At 37.1% G+C, this 18,748-nt stretch carries 12 protein-coding genes and 1 tRNA gene; 4 read left to right on the forward strand and 9 right to left on the reverse strand.

The window, feature by feature from the left end:
• From nrfD to EV197_RS00370, 3 genes are all read right to left on the reverse strand, one after another.
• Complete coding sequence (gene nrfD, locus EV197_RS00360; protein ID WP_130284751.1) at positions 1–1,740, reverse strand: NrfD/PsrC family molybdoenzyme membrane anchor subunit; 1,740 nt, start codon at positions 1,738–1,740, stop codon at positions 1–3.
• A gap of 35 nt (positions 1,741–1,775) precedes the next feature.
• Entirely contained in the window at positions 1,776–4,898 is a 3,123-nt protein-coding gene (locus EV197_RS00365) for a TAT-variant-translocated molybdopterin oxidoreductase (protein WP_130284752.1), read from the reverse strand.
• 64 nt (positions 4,899–4,962) lie between these two features.
• The gene (locus EV197_RS00370) at positions 4,963–6,294 is read right to left on the reverse strand and encodes a c-type cytochrome (RefSeq protein WP_130284753.1); all 1,332 of its coding nucleotides are present in this window, start codon (positions 6,292–6,294) and stop codon (positions 4,963–4,965) included.
• Between the two features lie 218 nt (positions 6,295–6,512).
• Here EV197_RS00370 and EV197_RS00375 point away from each other — a divergent pair, with 218 nt between their 5' ends.
• Positions 6,513–6,980 carry an SPOR domain-containing protein gene (locus EV197_RS00375; protein WP_130284754.1) on the forward strand — a complete coding sequence of 156 codons (468 nt, stop codon included), beginning with the start codon at positions 6,513–6,515 and terminating at the stop codon, positions 6,978–6,980.
• Positions 6,981–7,051: 71 nt separating this feature from the next.
• Here EV197_RS00375 and infB read toward each other — a convergent pair whose 3' ends face one another.
• Genes infB through rimP form a run of 3 tightly spaced genes read right to left on the reverse strand, consistent with a single transcriptional unit; the run spans position 7,052 to position 11,615 of the window.
• Complete coding sequence (gene infB, locus EV197_RS00380; protein WP_130284755.1) at positions 7,052–9,823, reverse strand: translation initiation factor IF-2; 2,772 nt, start codon at positions 9,821–9,823, stop codon at positions 7,052–7,054.
• A 46-nt stretch (positions 9,824–9,869) separates the two neighbouring features.
• On the reverse strand, positions 9,870–11,102 hold the full coding sequence (gene nusA, locus EV197_RS00385; protein ID WP_130284756.1) for a transcription termination factor NusA: 1,233 nt from the start codon (positions 11,100–11,102) through the stop codon (positions 9,870–9,872).
• A 12-nt stretch (positions 11,103–11,114) separates the two neighbouring features.
• Positions 11,115–11,615 carry a ribosome assembly cofactor RimP gene (rimP, locus tag EV197_RS00390; protein WP_242610668.1) on the reverse strand — a complete coding sequence of 167 codons (501 nt, stop codon included), beginning with the start codon at positions 11,613–11,615 and terminating at the stop codon, positions 11,115–11,117.
• A gap of 166 nt (positions 11,616–11,781) precedes the next feature.
• Between rimP and EV197_RS00395 the strand changes: the two genes are divergently transcribed.
• Complete coding sequence (locus EV197_RS00395) at positions 11,782–12,615, forward strand: universal stress protein (RefSeq protein WP_341273006.1); 834 nt, start codon at positions 11,782–11,784, stop codon at positions 12,613–12,615.
• A 203-nt stretch (positions 12,616–12,818) separates the two neighbouring features.
• Here the strand turns inward: EV197_RS00395 and EV197_RS00400 are convergent.
• Positions 12,819–12,891: transfer RNA gene (locus EV197_RS00400), tRNA-Gln, on the reverse strand.
• A gap of 185 nt (positions 12,892–13,076) precedes the next feature.
• Here EV197_RS00400 and EV197_RS00405 point away from each other — a divergent pair.
• Together EV197_RS00405 and EV197_RS00410 are read left to right on the forward strand one after the other, a co-directional pair.
• On the forward strand, positions 13,077–16,385 hold the full coding sequence (locus EV197_RS00405; RefSeq protein WP_130284757.1) for a glycosyltransferase family 117 protein: 3,309 nt from the start codon (positions 13,077–13,079) through the stop codon (positions 16,383–16,385).
• A 78-nt stretch (positions 16,386–16,463) separates the two neighbouring features.
• Entirely contained in the window at positions 16,464–17,105 is a 642-nt protein-coding gene (locus EV197_RS00410) for a polysaccharide deacetylase family protein (RefSeq protein WP_341273007.1), read from the forward strand.
• Here the strand turns inward: EV197_RS00410 and EV197_RS00415 are convergent.
• Both EV197_RS00415 and EV197_RS00420 read right to left on the reverse strand, forming a co-directional pair.
• Positions 17,086–17,382, reverse strand: coding sequence for a thioredoxin family protein (locus tag EV197_RS00415; protein WP_130284759.1), 297 nt, complete (start codon positions 17,380–17,382; stop codon positions 17,086–17,088). The two genes, EV197_RS00410 and EV197_RS00415, sit on opposite strands and share 20 nt — an antisense overlap.
• 70 nt (positions 17,383–17,452) lie before the next feature.
• On the reverse strand, positions 17,453–18,691 hold the full coding sequence (locus EV197_RS00420) for a metallophosphoesterase (RefSeq protein WP_130284760.1): 1,239 nt from the start codon (positions 18,689–18,691) through the stop codon (positions 17,453–17,455).
• Between the last annotated feature and the right edge of the window lie 57 nt (positions 18,692–18,748).

The following is an 18,748-nucleotide window of genomic DNA, read 5'->3' on the forward strand; positions in this document are numbered from 1 at the left end:
TTAGTTATTTTTAAGTTTAGCTGCCTGACCTGCCCAATCATCACGTTGTGCTCTTCCTGGGAAAGATCCGGTAATTTTATCTAATAAATTATATTCAGTCTCTGTCATTTTGCTTACCTGATCAAAAGTATAAATACCAATTTGATTCAGTTTTTGTTCCATAACAGGTCCAATTCCATTCACCTTTTTGAGATCATCTGCCGTATCTGTATCTGGATTGAAAGTTCCCAGATTACCTAACAGATTATCAATATCTTCTTCAGAAGCAGTGATAACATCTTCAGTTTTTACACTCTCTTCAATAACATCAGAAGAAACTTTAGCTCCCGTCTTTGGCAATTCATCTCTATGATCAATACCTGCAGCTCTTAACTTCTTGTACTTCTCACCAGAAGATTTAAGAATAGACTTCACTTCTGCTTGAGCGATTACCGGGAAGGTTCTTGCATACAATAAAAATAATACGAAGAAGAATCCAATTGTACCAATAAAGATACCGATATCTACGAAAGTTGGCGAGAACATCGTCCAAGAAGATGGTAAATAATCTCTATGGAGCGAGGTAACAATAATCACGAAACGCTCAAACCACATTCCTATATTAACGACTATAGAAATTATAAAAGAAAACATTATACTTCTTCTAAGCTTAGGGAACCACATAAACTGCGGAGAGAATACGTTACAGGTCATCATAGCCCAGTATGCCCACCAATAAGGTCCAGTTGCTCTGTTTAAGAAGGCGTATTGTTCGTATTCTACACCTGAGTACCAAGCAATAAACAGCTCCGTAATATAAGCTACACCAACAATAGAACCAGTAATCATTATTACAATGTTCATTAACTCTATATGTTGAATGGTAATGTAATTTTCTAAATTAGATACCTTTCTCATTATGATAAGAAGGGTGTTCACCATAGCAAATCCAGAGAAAATTGCTCCTGCAACGAAATAAGGTGGAAATATCGTAGTATGCCATCCTGGAATAACAGAAGTAGCAAAGTCAAAGGATACAATGGTATGTACAGAAAGTACAAGCGGAGTAGCTAATCCAGCTAATACCAATGATACTTCCTCAAAACGTTGCCAATCCTTAGCTCTACCACTCCAACCGAATGATAACAAACCATAAATCTTTTTGTTAAACGGTGTTATCGCTCTATCGCGTATCATTGCAAAGTCAGGTAGTAAACCTGTCCACCAGAATACCAACGAAACCGATAGATAAGTAGAGATCGCAAATACGTCCCATAAAAGCGGTGAATTAAAGTTTACCCATAACGAACCGAATTGGTTTGGAATTGGTAATACCCAATACGCCAACCATGGTCGACCCATATGTATGATCGGGAATAATCCAGCTTGAATTACTGAGAAAATTGTCATTGCTTCTGCAGAACGGTTAATAGCCATTCTCCATTTTTGACGGAATAATAAAAGTACCGCTGAGATTAATGTACCTGCGTGACCAATACCTACCCACCATACAAAGTTGGTGATATCCCAGGCCCATCCTACAGTTTTATTTAATCCCCAGACTCCGATACCTGTCGAAATCGTGTATATTATACATCCTATTCCCCAAAGAAAAGCAATAAGTGCGATGGAAAATACTATCCACCAGGATTTATTCGCCTTACCTTCAACCGGTGCAGCAACGTCCACAGTAACATCGTGATAGGTTTTATCACCGGTTACTAAAGGTTTTCTTATAGGTGCTTCGTAATGAGACATAATCCTTTATTAATTGAATTTATTCTTTAATTAGTTAATTAGGCTTCTGATGTATTTCTTACCTTAGTTTGATACATCACATTAGGCTTAGTTCCTACGTGCTCTAAAAGATGGTACATACGATCATCCTCTTTAAGCTTAGCAACCTTACTTTCTTTATCGTTAATATCACCAAATACGATTGCCCCTGATGAACAAGCCGCTGAACAAGCCGTCTTAAATTCACCATCTTTGATCTCTCTTCCTTCGCGTTTCGCATCTAAAATGGTCTTTTGTGTCATTTGCATACACATAGAGCATTTTTCCATAACTCCTCTTGAGCGTACAGTAACATCTGGGTTAATTACCATTCGACCTAAGTCGTTGTTCATATGGTAATCAAACTCATCGTTTTGGTTATATAAGAACCAGTTAAATCTACGTACTTTATAAGGACAGTTGTTTGCACAATATCTTGTACCTACACATCTGTTGTATGCCATGTGGTTTTGACCTTGTCTTCCGTGAGAAGAAGCGGCTACCGGACATACTGTTTCACAAGGTGCGTGATTACAGTGCTGACACATCACAGGCTGAAATACTACCTGTGGATTATCAGACGCACTTTCCATCTCACCAAATTCAGATAATGAACTTCCTAATCCAGCAATGTTATCTTTCTTAGTATCATCCCCTTCAAAGGTTTCTTGAGAAGAATAGTATCTATCGATACGCAACCAGTGCATATCCCTAGATTTTCTTACTTCATCCTTACCAACCACAGGAACGTTGTTCTCCGCGTGACACGCAATTACACAAGCTCCACAACCTGTACAGGCGTTTAAATCAATAGATAGATTAAAGTGATGCCCTACTGAACGATCAAACTCATCCCAAAGGTCTACCTCTGGTGAGGTTACTTCGTACTCAATATGATTCTTTGACACTTCTGGAATACTATTCCAATCGTGTTTATCTTTGGTGTTAAAAATCTCTAATGTAGTCTCCTTAACGATATCGCCACGACCCATTAAAGTATTATGCAACTGAACACAAGCAAACTCGTGTACACCCTCTGCTGCTTTAACCGTAACATCCTGTACGTTATTAAAGTCTTGATATAAAGGATAAGCATTTACACCTACCTGCATTTCTTCTTTTAGTCCCTTCTTCTTTCCATATCCAAGGGCTAGTCCAACCGTACCTTTTGCCTGTCCTGGTTGAATGATTACTGGTACCGTAACAGAAGTTCCATTTACAGTAACAGTAGCATAACTACCATTTAAGGCTCCGTTAGCTACATTTTCATTCATCAACCCTAACTTCTCAGCATCTGCTCGTGACACTAATAAGTAGTTATCCCAAGAAGCTCTTGTGATTGGATCTGGCATTTCTTGAAGCCAAGGGTTACTCGCCTGCTGACCGTCTCCTAACGAAGTCTTTGTGTAAAGCGTAAGCTCCATACCATTAGATTTCGCTGTAGACAATCTTCTGGCGGCTGCAGCAACGTTAGGTTCACTTGAAGCCACCATAGCTTCGCCCTCATTGGTTTGCTCACCTTCTGTGGCCGCAAGAGCATCTGTTAACTCTTGCTTAGCCATTACCGGCTTCACAAGCACCCCATCGTGCAATGCTTTACTCCAGGAAATATTACCTAAAACTCCTGACCAAGTATCTTTAATATAGTCTACATAAGCTGTTTGATTACCCGTCCATTTTAATAAAGTATCCTGAAACTGTCTGGTATCAAATAATGGCCTAATAGTAGGCTGCATTAGACTATAACTTCCTTTCTTAAATTGTACATCACCCCAAGACTCTAAGTAATGTTGTGTTGTAGCTACATATTGACAAGCTTCTGCAGTCTCATCCATATGCATAGAAAAAGCAACCGATACCGATACTTTTTCCATTCCTGATTTAAATGCATCAACATTTGGCAAAGAATACATTGGATTAACTCCTGCTACCAGAAGTCCTCCTACTTTACCTGCATTCATATCTTTTACTAATTGCGCCACAGCTTTAGCATTACCCTGGCGAATCATACGAGGTGTATCCGCGTTGAATGCTTTACTAGCGATAGCCTTATTGATAGCTAACACTACTAACTGTGCATCCACATCCTGTACTCCAGAAACTACTACAGCATTTTTACCAGCTTTTTGAATTTGCTTAGCAGCTTTCACTACTTCCGAATCCAAATTAGGATCTAATGTACTTTTTGATCCAGCACCTGTAACATAGGCATATAATGCAGAAAGTATTTTTTTCTGATCTGTAGGTGTTACTGCTACACGCTTATCTGCGTTAGCACCAGTTAAGGATAAATTAGATTCAAACTGAATATGCTTTGACATTTTTCCGTTTTGTGGAATTCGGCCTTTTGCATAACCACTATCATATCCACCACCTTGCCAATCTCCTAAGAAATCAGCACCTACACTCACAATAGTATTTACTTTAGAAAAATCATAATCCGCTAATGCGCGCTCTCCATACATTTTCTCATACGCATCTAATGCTTCTGACGAAGAAACCGCATCGTATACTACGTGCTTTACATTAGGGTATTTTCCTTTAAACTCTTCAATCAATCTTGATGTAGAAGGACTCGCAAAGGTTTGTGTCAATAACACAATTTGTTTTCCTCCGACAGCCTTAAGCTTATCAGCAACTTCTTTATCAAGGTCTGCCCAACTAATATCTTTACCTTCTTTCTTAGGGCCTTGTAGCCTTGTAATATCATAAAGTGAAAGTACCGAAGCATGAACTCTAGCATTAGCACTACCATTTGTAGTTGCCAGGTCGTTGTTCTCTACTTTAATTGGACGCCCTTCTCTTGTTTTAATTAGTACGCTAGCAAAATCATAACCATCCGCAATAGTTGTTGCATAATAATTAGCAACTCCAGGAACGATACGCTCTGGCTGTACTACGTAAGGGATTGATTTTTTTACAGGACCTTCACAAGCTGCTAAGGTTGCAGCAGCAGTACTGAATCCCACATACTTTAAAAAGTCTCTACGCGTAGTAGAAGATTTTTCTAGAGATGACTTATCTCCTAAAAACTCATCCGTAGGAATCTCCTGAACGAATTCATTTTGTTGTAGCGTCTCAACAATAGAACTGTCTTGATTTAGCTCTTCAACACTTTTCCAGTATTTCTTGTTTGATGACATATATAATTGATATTAGCTTCTTAATTAGTTATTTCTTCTTTCGTAATTGTATTAAGAGAAGAAATTAATAATGACATTTTCCACATTCTAAACCTCCCATATCAGCAGCGGTAAATTGCTCTACACCATATTTCTTAGAAAGTTCTTTGTGAATCTTTTCGTAATATTCGTTATCTGCAACATTAACATTAGTTTCTCTGTGACAGTTAATACACCATCCCATTGTTAATGGAGCGTTTTGATACATAATTTCCATTTCTTCCACAGGTCCGTGACACGTTTGACATTCTACACCTGCAACACTTACATGCTGAGAGTGGTTGAAATATGCAAAATCAGGAAGATTGTGTATTCTTACCCATTTTACCGGTTGTGTTTCACCAGTATAGGCCTGTGCAGCAGGATCCCATCCTACAGCTTTGTATAATTTTTGGATTTCACCATCATAAAACTCTTTTGAGTATTCTTCTGTAGCTGTACCTTCTGCTACTTCAGCAATCGATTTATGACAATTCATACACACGTTAAGCGATGGAATACCTGAATGCTTAGATACTCTAGCTGAAGAGTGACAATATTTACATTCGATCTGGTTTTCACCCGCGTGTATTCTATGAGAATAATGTATCGGCTGCACTGGTGCATAGCCTTGATCGATACCTACCTGCATAAAATATCCATACACAAAATATCCACTAGCCAATAACAATATGATTGCAGAAACCAATACTAAAAATTGATTTTGAACAAATGCCTTCCATAATGGAGTTCGCTGTGGCGACTCAGGCAATTCAATGTTGTTAGCCACTGCAAAACTGCGTAAGGTTTTGTTCACCAAATACAATACAATGACTAGCATTAAAAACACCACTGCTAACACACCTAAGATAACATCGCTAGATACTCCTCCTCCACCTGTAGTTTGCGTAGTTGTTACTGCCGCAGCTGTTGGCTCGGGTTTTGGCTCCATTACATAAGCCAAAATATTATCAATATCTGTGTTAGACAATTGAGGAAAAGCATTCATCGATACTTTATTGTACTCTTCCCAGATTTTTACCGCTTGCGGATCACCTGAAGCGATCAACTCAGCACTGTTTTTTACCCATTTGTAAATCCACTCTCTGTCGTACTTATCAGCCACACCAAATAAGGCAGGACCTACTGCTTTCTTGTACCGCTTATGACAAGCTGCACATAAAGATTTAAATAATTTTTCACCAGCAGCAACATCACCAATCGACGATGCTTGCGCCGCAGCTTCAGGTTGCGCTTCAGCCTCAGTAGCTGGTGCTTCAGCAGTTTCCTGAGCTAAAGTATTGAAAAATGTAAATAAAAAAACAGTTCCTAGAACTAGGAGTTTGGAAGCAAAATTTCGGTTTTTCACCTGTTTCATATTATCAAGTAGAATTAACTTCTTAATGTTTGGTATGATTTTTTCGATACTACTACCGAATACAAATCATCACTATAAATTTGACAGCAAAAGTACTATATTAAGTCGATTTTGGAAATGTTAGTGTTCCGTTAATTACTAATTTATAATTATTCTAAATAATAAATTTTAAGTATTTTGAGTTAATAAGCTTTACCTTTGTTCTAAATCTATTTGAAATGAGAATTTTAACCAAAAAAAACATTTATATTTTTTCGATTTTAACGTTTTCAGGCATTACAGTAAGTGCTCAAAACAACCCAAAAAATTCTGTAGCGGACTCATTAATTAATCAATTTATTACTCAAAAAATTGATTTTGGGCCTCAACAAGAGGCTACGGTAACTATTAATGAAGATCCAAGAATTAAACGGTTGGCGGATTTAAAAATCCAAATGGAAAAGGAAGGAAAATTCAGCGATCGTTATAAAGTGCAGTTATATAATGGAAGCTTAAATAAGGCGAATGAAATCATTAAAAAAGCACAGGAAATTTTTCCAGATTGGCCTTCTACCATTAAATACGAAACTCCAGATTATAAGGTATGGATTGGCAACTTTAGAACCAAACTAGAAGCAGATCGTGCCCATCGAAAAATACTAGAAGAATTTCCTAATGCCATTCGTTTTAAACCCAGAGAACTATAATTTAAACAACATAACTACATTAAAAAAGCCCGAATGATTCGGGCTTTTTCGTTTATTAATTTTCTAAAACTTTATAGTTTTTTCTTCACTGCTACTTCTTGGTATGCTTCTACAACATCACCAATTCTAATATCATTGTAGTTCTTAATTTGAAGTCCACAGTCGTAACCTTTGCTTACCTCTTTAACGTCATCTTTGAATCGTTTTAAAGAAGCTAACTCTCCAGTATATACCACTACACCTTCTCGAATCAGGCGGATACCTGAATTTCGATAGATCTTACCGGTTTGTACCATACAACCAGCGATGGTTCCAACTTTCGAGATTTTAAAGGTTTCTCTGATCTCCGCAGTACCAGTAACTTCTTCCTTAATCTCAGGAGAAAGCATACCTTCCATAGCGTCTTTAAGGTCATTAATCGCGTCGTAAATAATAGAATATGTACGGATATCGATTTCTTCTTTATCAGCGACCATTCGGGCATTTCCTGCTGGTCTCACATTAAATCCGATGATAATCGCATCAGATGCCGATGCAAGTAACACATCACTTTCAGTAATGGCACCTACTCCTTTATGAATAATGTTAACGTGAATCTCTTCTGTTGACAGCTTTTGGAAAGAATCCGTTAAAGCTTCTACCGATCCATCCACATCACCTTTAAGAATAATATTTAATTCTTTGAAATCACCTAAAGCAATACGTCTACCAATTTCATCTAAGGTAATATGACGCTGTGTTCTAACCGATTGCTCTCTATGTAATTGAGCTCTCTTCGAAGCAATATCTTTCGCTTCTCTTTCATCCTCGAGCACATTGAATTTATCACCTGCTTGTGGTGCTCCATCCAATCCTAAAATGGAAACTGGAGTTGAAGGCCCTGCTTTCTCTACATTGTTCCCTCTTTCATCTTGCATAGCTTTGATCTTACCGCTATTCTTACCGGCTAAAACATAATCACCAATCTGCAAGGTTCCATTTTGCACCAAGACTGTAGATACATATCCTCTACCTTTGTCTAGGAAAGCTTCTACAACAGTACCATTGGCCAATCGATTTGGATTCGCTTTAAGATCTAATATTTCTGCTTCAAGCAATACTTTTTCTAAAAGTTCTTTAACACCAGCACCTGTTTTAGCTGAGATATCGTGAGATTGTATTTTACCTCCCCAATCTTCAACTAACAAATTCATGGATGCTAGCGCTTCCTTAATTTTATCTGGATTAGCTGTCGGCTTATCTACTTTATTTATTGCAAAGACAATCGGTACACCCGCTGCTTGGGCATGACTAATCGCCTCTTTTGTTTGTGGCATCACATCATCATCCGCTGCAATTACGATAATTGCAATATCCGTTACCTGTGCACCACGCGCACGCATTGCTGTAAAGGCTTCGTGACCTGGTGTATCTAAGAAAGCGATTTTTTGACCTCCTTCTAACTGAACTCCATAAGCACCGATGTGCTGGGTAATTCCACCACTTTCACCAGCGATCACATTTTCTTCACGAATATGATCCAGTAATGAAGTTTTACCGTGATCTACGTGACCCATCACAGTTACGATCGGAGCTCTGAATTCTAAATCCTCTGGAGCATCTTCAATTACCTCAATAGATTCTTCAATATCGGCAGTAATGAAATCTACTTCGTATCCAAACTCATCGGCTACGATAGACAAAGTCTCTGCATCCAATCTTTGGTTCATGGTTACCATGATACCTAAAGACATACAGGCAGATATTACCTTAGTCGTAGACACATCCATCATCGTTGCCACCTCAGAAACCGTAACGAATTCCGTTACTTTAAGTATCTTACTATCCTGTTCTTGCTGCGCTACATCATCTTCAACCTTTTGACGGTGTTGATCTCTTTTGTCTCTCCTATATTTAGCAGCCTTAGACTTATTGGATTTACCCTGAAGTTTTTCTAGGGTTTCTCGTACTTGTTTTTGTACTTCTTCTTCGCTAGGCTCCTCTTTTACAACAGCCGGACGTCTTCCTTTTCCTCTATTTTGGTTCTGATTACCACCTCTTCTTCTTGGATCAGTACCTCTAGACTTGTTACCGCCTTTAGTATTGTCCTTACTAATTCGTCTACGTTTCTTTTTACCATCCGAAGACTTATCTGACTTGTCATCTTTTTTCTTGGCCGGTTTTTTGAATTTAGACAAATCTATTTTTTCTCCTGTAAAGTTAGGACCGTCTAATTTTTTATATTGAGTTTTAACCGTATCTGAATCAGATGCTTCAGGCGTTGCTGCCTTCTCTTCAGCCTTTTCTGGCTTTTTGGAAGTTTTAGGCTCTTCTTTAACCTGTTTTACTTCGGTTTTTTTCTCCTTTTCCTCTTTTGGAGCTTGTTGCTTAATTTTAAGCTCTTTCTTTTCTGGTCGATTAGAAACCGTTTCTGGCTCTTTTTTAGGAGGTGTATCTTTTTGGGCTGATTTTTCCTCTTTTGTTTCTTTGGAGGATTCATCTTTAGATTTATCCTCTAAATCTATCTTACCTACAGCTTTAGGTCCAGATAGATTAGCTTTAGCTTTTATGACTTCTTGCTCCTCTGCTTGTTTGCGCTTTTCTTCTTGCTCTTGCTCAATCTGCATTCTAAGCGCTTCCTTCTCTTTCCTTTTTTCTTCGCCAACTTCTTTAGAAGCTACCTTCTTGCTTTTGTCGGTTTGAAACTCATCAAACAAAAGCTGGTAGATCTCTGAAGAAATCTTTGTGGTAGGACGCGCATCTATCTCGTGACCTTTTGAATTCAAAAAGTCAACAGCCCGGTCTAGCGAGATATTGAATTCACGTAATACCTTATTTAATCTCATTGTTTTTGCTTCAGCCATAAATGCTTCCTTAATTTTATGCTCAAATATAATTTAATTGCTTTTATTAATCTTCAAATTCTGATTTTAATATCTGAATCACTTCAATTATTGTTTCTTCTTCAAGGTCCGTACGTTTTACCAGATCCTCTACATCTTGCTCTAAAATACTCTTAGCTGTATCTAATCCTATTTTAGCAAATTCTTCAATAATCCAAGCGTCGATTTCATCAGAAAATTCAGTTAACTCTACATCTTCCTCTACGCCTTCTCTAAACACATCAATCTCATAACCTGTCAATTGACCTGCTAATCTTATGTTGTGTCCACCACGACCGATTGCCTTAGACACTTCTTCTGGTCTAAGCATCACCTCAGCTCTTTTATTTTCTTCGTCAATTTTTACCGAAGTAATCTTAGCTGGGCTTAACGATCTTGTTATATATAATTGTATGTTATTCGTATAATTAATAACATCAATATTTTCATTACCTAACTCACGCACGATTCCGTGGATCCGTGATCCTTTCATCCCCACACAGGCTCCAACAGGATCGATTCTATCATCGTATGAATCCACCGCTACTTTAGCTTTTTCACCAGGAATACGAACTACATTCTTTATAGTAATAAGCCCGTCAAATACCTCAGGAATTTCTGATTCAAATAATTTCTCCAAAAATACTGGTGAAGTTCTGGACAGTATAATAGAAGGTTTATTTCCTTTTAATTCTACTGACTCAATAACTCCTCTTACATTTTCTCCTTTTCTAAAGAAATCGGAAGGGATCTGACGATCCTTTGGTAAAATAATTTCATTGCCTTCATCATCTAAAAGAATGATGGCACGGTGTCTTATATGGTGTACTTCTGCAGTATAGATTTCTCCTTCAAGATCCTTAAACTGTTTGTATACATTGGTGTTATCGTGTTCGTGTATCTTAGAAATTAAATTTTGACGCAATGCTAATATAGAACGTCTACCTAAATCGATCAACTTTACCTCTTGAGAAACATCTTCTCCGATTTCAAAATCAGGCTCTATCTTTCGAGCATCTGTTAATGCAATTTCTTGATTATCATCTTCTACTTCGCCATCAGCTACAACAACTCTATTTCTCCATATCTCTAAATCTCCTTTATCAGGATTTATAATGATATCGAAATTATCATCACTACCAAATCTCTTCTTTAAGGCATTTCTAAATACATCTTCTAAGATCGCCATTAAGGTAACTCGATCTATTAATTTGTCATCTTTAAACTCCGAAAATGATTCTATCAACGCGATATTTTCCATATCCATTCTAAATTAAAATGTTATCATAACTTTAGCTTCTCGTATATCTTTAAATGCAATGTTGGCTTCTTTAGTTACTGTAACTTTACCCTTACCTACCGGTTTAGGCTCTCTGGTTTTCCAAACTAAAGTAATACCATCATCAGTTACTGAAACTAATTCCCCTTCGACTTTATCTTCTGCAGTCTTTACCTTTAACTTTCTGCCTACATTTTTTTGGTATTGTCTCTGGTGTGTTATTCCTTCAGAAACTCCTGCAGACATCACTTGCAGTGCAAAATCTTGCTCCTCTCTGTCAAGGTTATGTTCTACAGCCCTACTCACAGCGATACAATCATCCACAGTAACACCTTGGTCACCATCAATGATCACTTCAATGCGATTATCAGGGTGCACTTTTAAATCAATCAAAAATAAAGATGGATTTTCTTGTAATGCCCCCGCTACTAATTCTTCAACCGTATTCTTTAATGACATAGTAAGATAAAAAGAGGGGACTTTTCGTCCCCTCATCCTGGTTTTTTAATTTCAACGCTGCAAAGATAGTAATAATATCTTACTTTCAAAAAATAGTTGATAATCAATTTATTTTGTAAATTTAAATAGTCTTACCAATGAATTTCGGTAATTTCTAACAACACAATTGTACTAACTTAATTTACTTAAATAAAAGAACATTATGATAAAAAATATCCTTGTACCCACGGATTTTTCTGAACAGGCACAAAGCGCTCTAAATGTTGCGGCTCAGATTGCCCGTAAGAACAATGCAAAAATCTACTTGCTACATATATTAGAGCTGCCTTTACACCTAACCGATCTAATGGCATCTAGCAATCCTGCACCTGCACCTGAAGCTATATTCTTTATGAAGCACGCACATAATAAATTTGAAGAAATGCTTGCCGAAGAGAATTTAAAAGGACTTGAGATTGAAGAAACAGTAAGTTTTGAAGGGGTAATGGAAGGTATCATTGAATCTAGCGAAAAAAATAATGCCGATATTATCATAATGGGATCACACGGATCCTCTGGATTTGAAGAACTTTTTATCGGGTCTAACGCCGAAAAGATTGTAAGAACTTCAAAAGTACCTGTATTGGTCGTCAAAGAAGATTGCGACATTTACGGCATTGAAAACTTTGTGTACGCTACTAACTTTGATGATGAGGACAAACCATCTTTAAAGTCCGCTAATGATTTTGCTAAGCTCATCGGTGCAAAACAGCATTTAGTATGGGTTAATACCGCCAATGGTTTTAAAACTACCCACGACATCCATGAAAAAATGGATAAATTCTTAGAGGGCATGGACATTGAAAACCATACCTTAAACGTATACAATGATATTTCTGTTGAAAAAGGCATCTTTAATTTTGCGGAATCGATACAGGCTGGATTAATTGGTATAAGCACACACGGAAGAAGAGGACTTTCCCACTTCATTAATGGCAGCCTAAGTGAAGATGTAGTAAATCACGCAAAACGCCCTGTACTTACTTTTAAGATTTAAGAACACCTTAAAGAACAAATAACAAATTAAACCATTAAGAAAAGGAACACTACATTGTGTTCCTTTGTTTTTTTAATAAACCTTTTTAATTTGAATGACAATACCTTAAACTCCCGATTTAGTATTCCGCTTTAGTATAATGACTCTTATTTATGGGTACAAAAAAAGGAACTCACATTGCTGCAGTTCCTTCTTTTGGTATGTTGGTCTACTAGGGCTCGAACCTAGACTCTTCTGGACCAAAACCAGACGTGTTGCCAGTTACACCATAGACCAATGCTTGATTGCGGGTGCAAATTTAATACATTCTTTTAGGTCTGCAAATATTTTTTAAAAAAAATCACATTATTTTTTATCCTTTTGAAAAACAAAGCGCTTAACTAACCGTTTACCAAAAAAAGCAATTAAAAAGTATTTTTATTACTAAATTCGCCACACAATAGATAACAACAAGATCATATATGGATACTTTCAATTTTTCCAAGTGGAATAAAATTTTGGGGTGGTTTGTTTTTGCAATAGCACTTTGTGTTTATAGCCTCACCGTAGAACCTACCGCAAGTTTTTGGGATGCTGGAGAATATATCGCAACCTCATCTAAACTACAAGTAGGACACCCACCAGGAGCGCCTTTATTTCAAATGATTGGAGCAGCTGCCTCTATTTTTGCAACAGATCCAAGTCAAATTGCGTTTGTGGTGAATATGACTTCCGCTTTTGCCAGTGCATTTGCCATATTATTTATGTTTTGGTCCATCACCATACTTGTGCGCAAATTAATTCTGGTTGAAGAAGAAATTACAACTTCCAAAGCCATTGCTGTACTGGGAAGTGGGCTTGTGGGGTCGTTGTCGTTTACCTTTACAGATAGTTTTTGGTTTAATGCTGTTGAAGCCGAGGTATATGCCATGGCCACGTGCATCCTTGCTGTTCTTTTTTACCTGGGATTATTGTGGGAACGAGATATGCATAAACCTCGTGGTAACAAATGGTTAATTCTCATTGCATTTATTGTTGGACTTTCTTTTGGCGTACACTTTATGGGATTACTCTCTATCCCCGCTATTGGTTTACTGTATTACTTTAAAAACTATAAAACTATAACGGCAAAGAATTTCATCGTGGCTAATGTAGCTGTGGTAGCAATCTTGCTCTTTATTTTTAAATTGTTACTCCCTTCAACACTCCAATTATTTGGTTGGTTCGAAGTGGTTTTCGTTAATACATTTGGATTACCCTTTAACTCGGGGACTATATTTTTAGGCATCGTCATTGTAGCTCTATTTTATTACTTACTCAAAATCACAAGAAAAAAAGAATACCCACTACTTAATACAGTGATTCTTTGTGTGGTCTTTATATTTATTGGTTTTTCTTGCTGGATTATGTTACCAATAAGAGCCAATGCAGGTACAGTTATCAATGAAAACAATCCAAATAACGCAAGGGAATTATTAGCGTATTATAATCTAGAGCAGTATCCGGAAACGCATTTATTTTATGGCCCACAGTTTACTGAAATATATGCACAATTAGACCCGGACAATCCTTATAAGGATGACAAACCTATCTATGAAAAAAATGAAGAAACGGGTCAATATGAAGTAATTAATGATTGGAAAAACGCCAAACAAAATATAGATGATGCACATAAATCCATATTACCTAGGATGTGGAGCACGGAGCACATTGCTAACTATATGGAATATACTGGCCCTCTAAAATTTAAGATACGCCCGGAATATCAAAGTGAAAATGAATTGCTCACCGCGGTAACTCAATTTAAGCGAGAGTATGCTGTTGGTAAATTGGACAATGAAGATTATGACCGATTTTTAAGAGAATTCGGCGAATACCTAATTGTTGAGAAGCCCTCGTTTATAGATAACGTACATTATCTCTTAGAATATCAGATGGGATATATGTACTGGCGTTATTTTATGTGGAATTTCGTAGGAAGACAGGATGATGTGCAAGGTCAGGGCTCTGACCTACACGGAAACTGGCTTAGCGGAATCAATTTTATCGATGTTGCACGATTAGGTTCGCAAGACAATCTACCTAGTGATGCATTAAAAAACAAAGCCAGAAACACCTATTATTTCCTTCCTCTATTGTTAGGGCTTTTAGGTTTAGTTTTCCAAGCTACCAGAGACAAGAAAAATTTCTGGATCCTCTTAGTATTCTTTTTATTCACAGGTCTGGCCTTAAAAATATATTTAAATGAGCGACCTTATGAACCTAGAGAACGAGATTATGCCTTAGTCGGCTCCTTTTATGTTTTTGCCATATGGATTGGTTTCGGCGTTTATGCCTTATTTGACCTTCTTCGACATAAGATTAGCGGTAAAATACTAGCACCCGCTGCTACTGTAATTTGTTTGTTAGCAGTACCCGTGCTCTTAGCTGCGCAAAACTGGGATGATCACGATAGATCTGATCGATACACTGCTCAAGCTATGGCGAAGATGTATCTTCAGTCGTGTCAAGAAGATGCTATCTTATTTACAATTGGTGATAATGATACCTTCGCGCTTTGGTATGCTCAAGAAATTGAAGGATACAGAACCGATGTACGTACAATTAACACGAGCTTATTTGCTACAGCCTGGTATATTGATCAAATGAAAAGAGCTGCGTATGAGAGTAAGCCGATTCCTTCGCAATTTGAACATAAATTCTATGCATACGGTAATAATGATGCTATTTATTACAAACCAGTTACCAATGATACTATGCTCATTAAAAATTGGTTGCGTTGGATCGAAACTGATGACAAGCGTACCAAAGGACAGGTAGGCAGTGGTAAATACGTCAACACTTTCCCTACCCAACATATTAGAATTCCTGTGGATAAGGAAGCAGTACTTAAAAATGGTATAGTTCCTCAGGAAGATGCGGATCTGATTGTAGATTATATTGATATTCATCTCAAAGGAAGTATCCTATTTAAAAACAGATTGATGATGTTGGATATTATTGCCAATAACAATTGGGAAAGACCAATATACTTCACCGGTGGTAGTTTTGGTGACGATGATTATTTATGGATGAAGGACTATCTACAACTTGATGGGCTAACCTACAAATTGGTACCAATTCGTACTCCTATTGACCGTAGAAATCCTTTTGATATGGGTAGGATCGATACAGAAGTGATGTATGAGAATGTAAAAAGCTGGGATTGGGGTAATAGCGAAAGTCCTGATATTTATCACGATCCTGAAACTCGAAAAAATGCCATTACCTATAGAAGTAATCTGGCACGCCTGGTTGAAGCATTAATTGCTAAAGGAAAGATAGATAAGGCTAAAGAAATATTGGATTTGGGGATGGAGAAATTACCCATAGAGTATTATGAATATTATACCCTATTAGAGCCTTATATCAGTGGTTATTATCAAATTGGCGAAAAGGAAAAAGCTCGAGAGTTGTGGTCCAAAACTGCAAAAAAATATCAAGAGCAATTAAACTACCTGGGTAGCTTAAATCTCGAAAGGCAATACAACTATGCAGAAGAGATTGTAACCAACGTAGAACGTTACCGAGGGTTAATCGACCTGTTGCTAATCAATCAAGATAAAGATATGATGGACCAGGAAATCGAAGTCTTTAATAAACACCTAAGAATGTTCGAAAGGTTGTATTCTACTGAAGAACAGTATGAAGACCCTGAAGTATTACAAAAACAGCAAGAGGAACTTATTAAAGAATTTCAGGATACCCAACAAATCCAGGATACGGTAAGCGACTCCTTGTCGGTTCAATAATGATTTTTATATAAGAGCCTTTTCATAAGGCTCTTTTTTTTACACATGAAAGGTATTCCAGCAAAAACACCAAAACTCTTGAAATGGCTATTTCCCAAATACCGTTGGAGCTTTGCTGTCGATGCCCAAGATAAAGTGGCTTACCTAACCTTTGATGATGGTCCAATTCCTGAAATTACTGAATATGTACTGAAAGAATTAAAAAGATACAATGCCAAAGCCACCTTTTTCTGTATTGGACAAAACATAGCAAAACATCCAAATATTTTTTCGGAGATCATAAGCCAAGGACATCAAATAGGCAATCACACCTATGATCATTTAGAAGCTTGGCGCACAGGTACTGAAACGTATATTAGTAATGTTCTTTTGTGCCAAGAAGAAATCCAAAAAAACTGGAATAGCACTAAAACTAGTGCGCCAAAATTGTTTAGACCTCCCTATGGCCAAATAAGCAAATCAAAATGCACTCAGCTAATTGCCTTAGGATACGAAATAATCCTTTGGGATGTTTTATCTAAAGATTGGGTAACAAATAGAAAAGAATCCTACTATGTTAATAATGTGATAAAAAACACATTACCGGGTAGTATCATTGTATTTCACGATAGTCTTAAAGCAGAGCGGAATTTAAAAACTACATTACCTAGAGTACTTCAAGAACTAGGTAAGCAAGGGTATCGATTTGACCCTATCCCTGTTAAAAGTACTCTTTCATAATTCCGATTAACGTATTGGCGTCTTGTTCACCGCTTTGTCGCCAAACCATTTCACCTTTTTTATAGATCATTAAAGTAGGCAAACCTTTAACCCTCAGCGCTGTAGCTAACTCCTCGTTTTTGTCGACATCGATCTTAATTACTTTACCTCTATCCCCAATTGCAGCAGCCACATCTTTGAGCACTGGGTGCATAGCAGTAGAAGGTTCATTCCACTCTGTGTAAAAATCTAAGAGTACCGGAATTTCAAGATCAATTAACTCTCCAAACTTCGACATTGTTTATAATTTTAAACCGCTATAAAATCACGATTTTATTAAACACGGTAAATATACTATTTTATCTTTATTATGCAGTAGGGTTTTTCTTTCTCAATTCAATTACCGTAATTTCCGGCCAGATTCCAACCCGCCCTGGAAATGCGTGGAAACCAAACCCTCGGTTGACATTCAAATATCTACCCATTTCTGTATACATCCCCGCCCATTGCTTATAGACATACTTCACCGGGCTCCATTTCACAAAACCTGGTATTTCTATACCAAATTGAAAACCGTGAGTATGTCCACTTAAGGTAAGATGGTAGTGATCTTCGTGTCTTTTTACTTCATACTCCCAGTGCGATGGATCGTGACTTAGCAAAATTTTAAAATCCTCTTTTTCTACCTGTTCTGAAGCCTTAGTTAGATCCCCTGCTTTTTTAAAATTATGCCCCCAATTTTCTACTCCAATTACTGCAATACGTTCATTATCCTTTTCTACAAAAACACTTTCATTAAGCAATAATCTGAAATCGATTTTTTGATGTACTTCCTTTATGGCTTCAAAATTTGCATCCTTAGCCTCTTGTGTTTCCCAAGTTACATATTCACCATAGTCGTGATTTCCTAAAACCGAAAACTTTCCGTGCTTGGGCGTTTTAATTTTTTTAAAGACATCAATCCAATCATCCATTTCCTCCGCAACTGTATTTACAATATCTCCCGTAAATAGCAATAGGTCCATTTCTTGTTGATTTATAAGATCTATAGCATATTCTATTTTGCCTTTTTCATCAAAACTACCAGAATGAATATCTGATATTTGAAGTATTCTATACCCATCGAAGGCATCTGGTAGATCGTCGAAATCCAACACGTGTGTAATTACCTTATAATTGTATTTCCCCCAAAAAATTCCATGCAACAGCCCTGCAAAGGGGATAGCAGCCACGCCTAAGGCTAATTGACTGACAAAAGTTCTTCGATCTGGCATATACTGGGGAGCTTTACCTTGAAAAAAAGTATTGCTTAAATAATTATATCCCGCAACACATACCCTAACGATATCTTCGCCAAACATAAATAGCACCAAGATTAGCTTAGGCACTAAAGTGGCAAATAAAAACCCACTAGCCCTTAATGTATATTTGGTAGGGCCTACACTTCGGTCATAATTGGCAAAAATAAAAATGACGTAGCCTATGATAGCAAGGGATAGTACTAGATAACCTATCTGTATAATTTGATTCTTCGTTATCGTTTTTATAGCCTGATAGGCATAAATTTCGATAATTACATATAAGGAAATAAGTATAATCCAACGCATAAACACTAGTCTTTATCTTCCACAAAACTATTGGGAGTTTTGTGCTTAGAGTGAACT

It is taken from the genome of Aquimarina brevivitae (assembly GCF_004216895.1).
In the GTDB taxonomy this organism is placed as follows: Bacteria; Bacteroidota; Bacteroidia; order Flavobacteriales; family Flavobacteriaceae; genus Aquimarina; species Aquimarina brevivitae.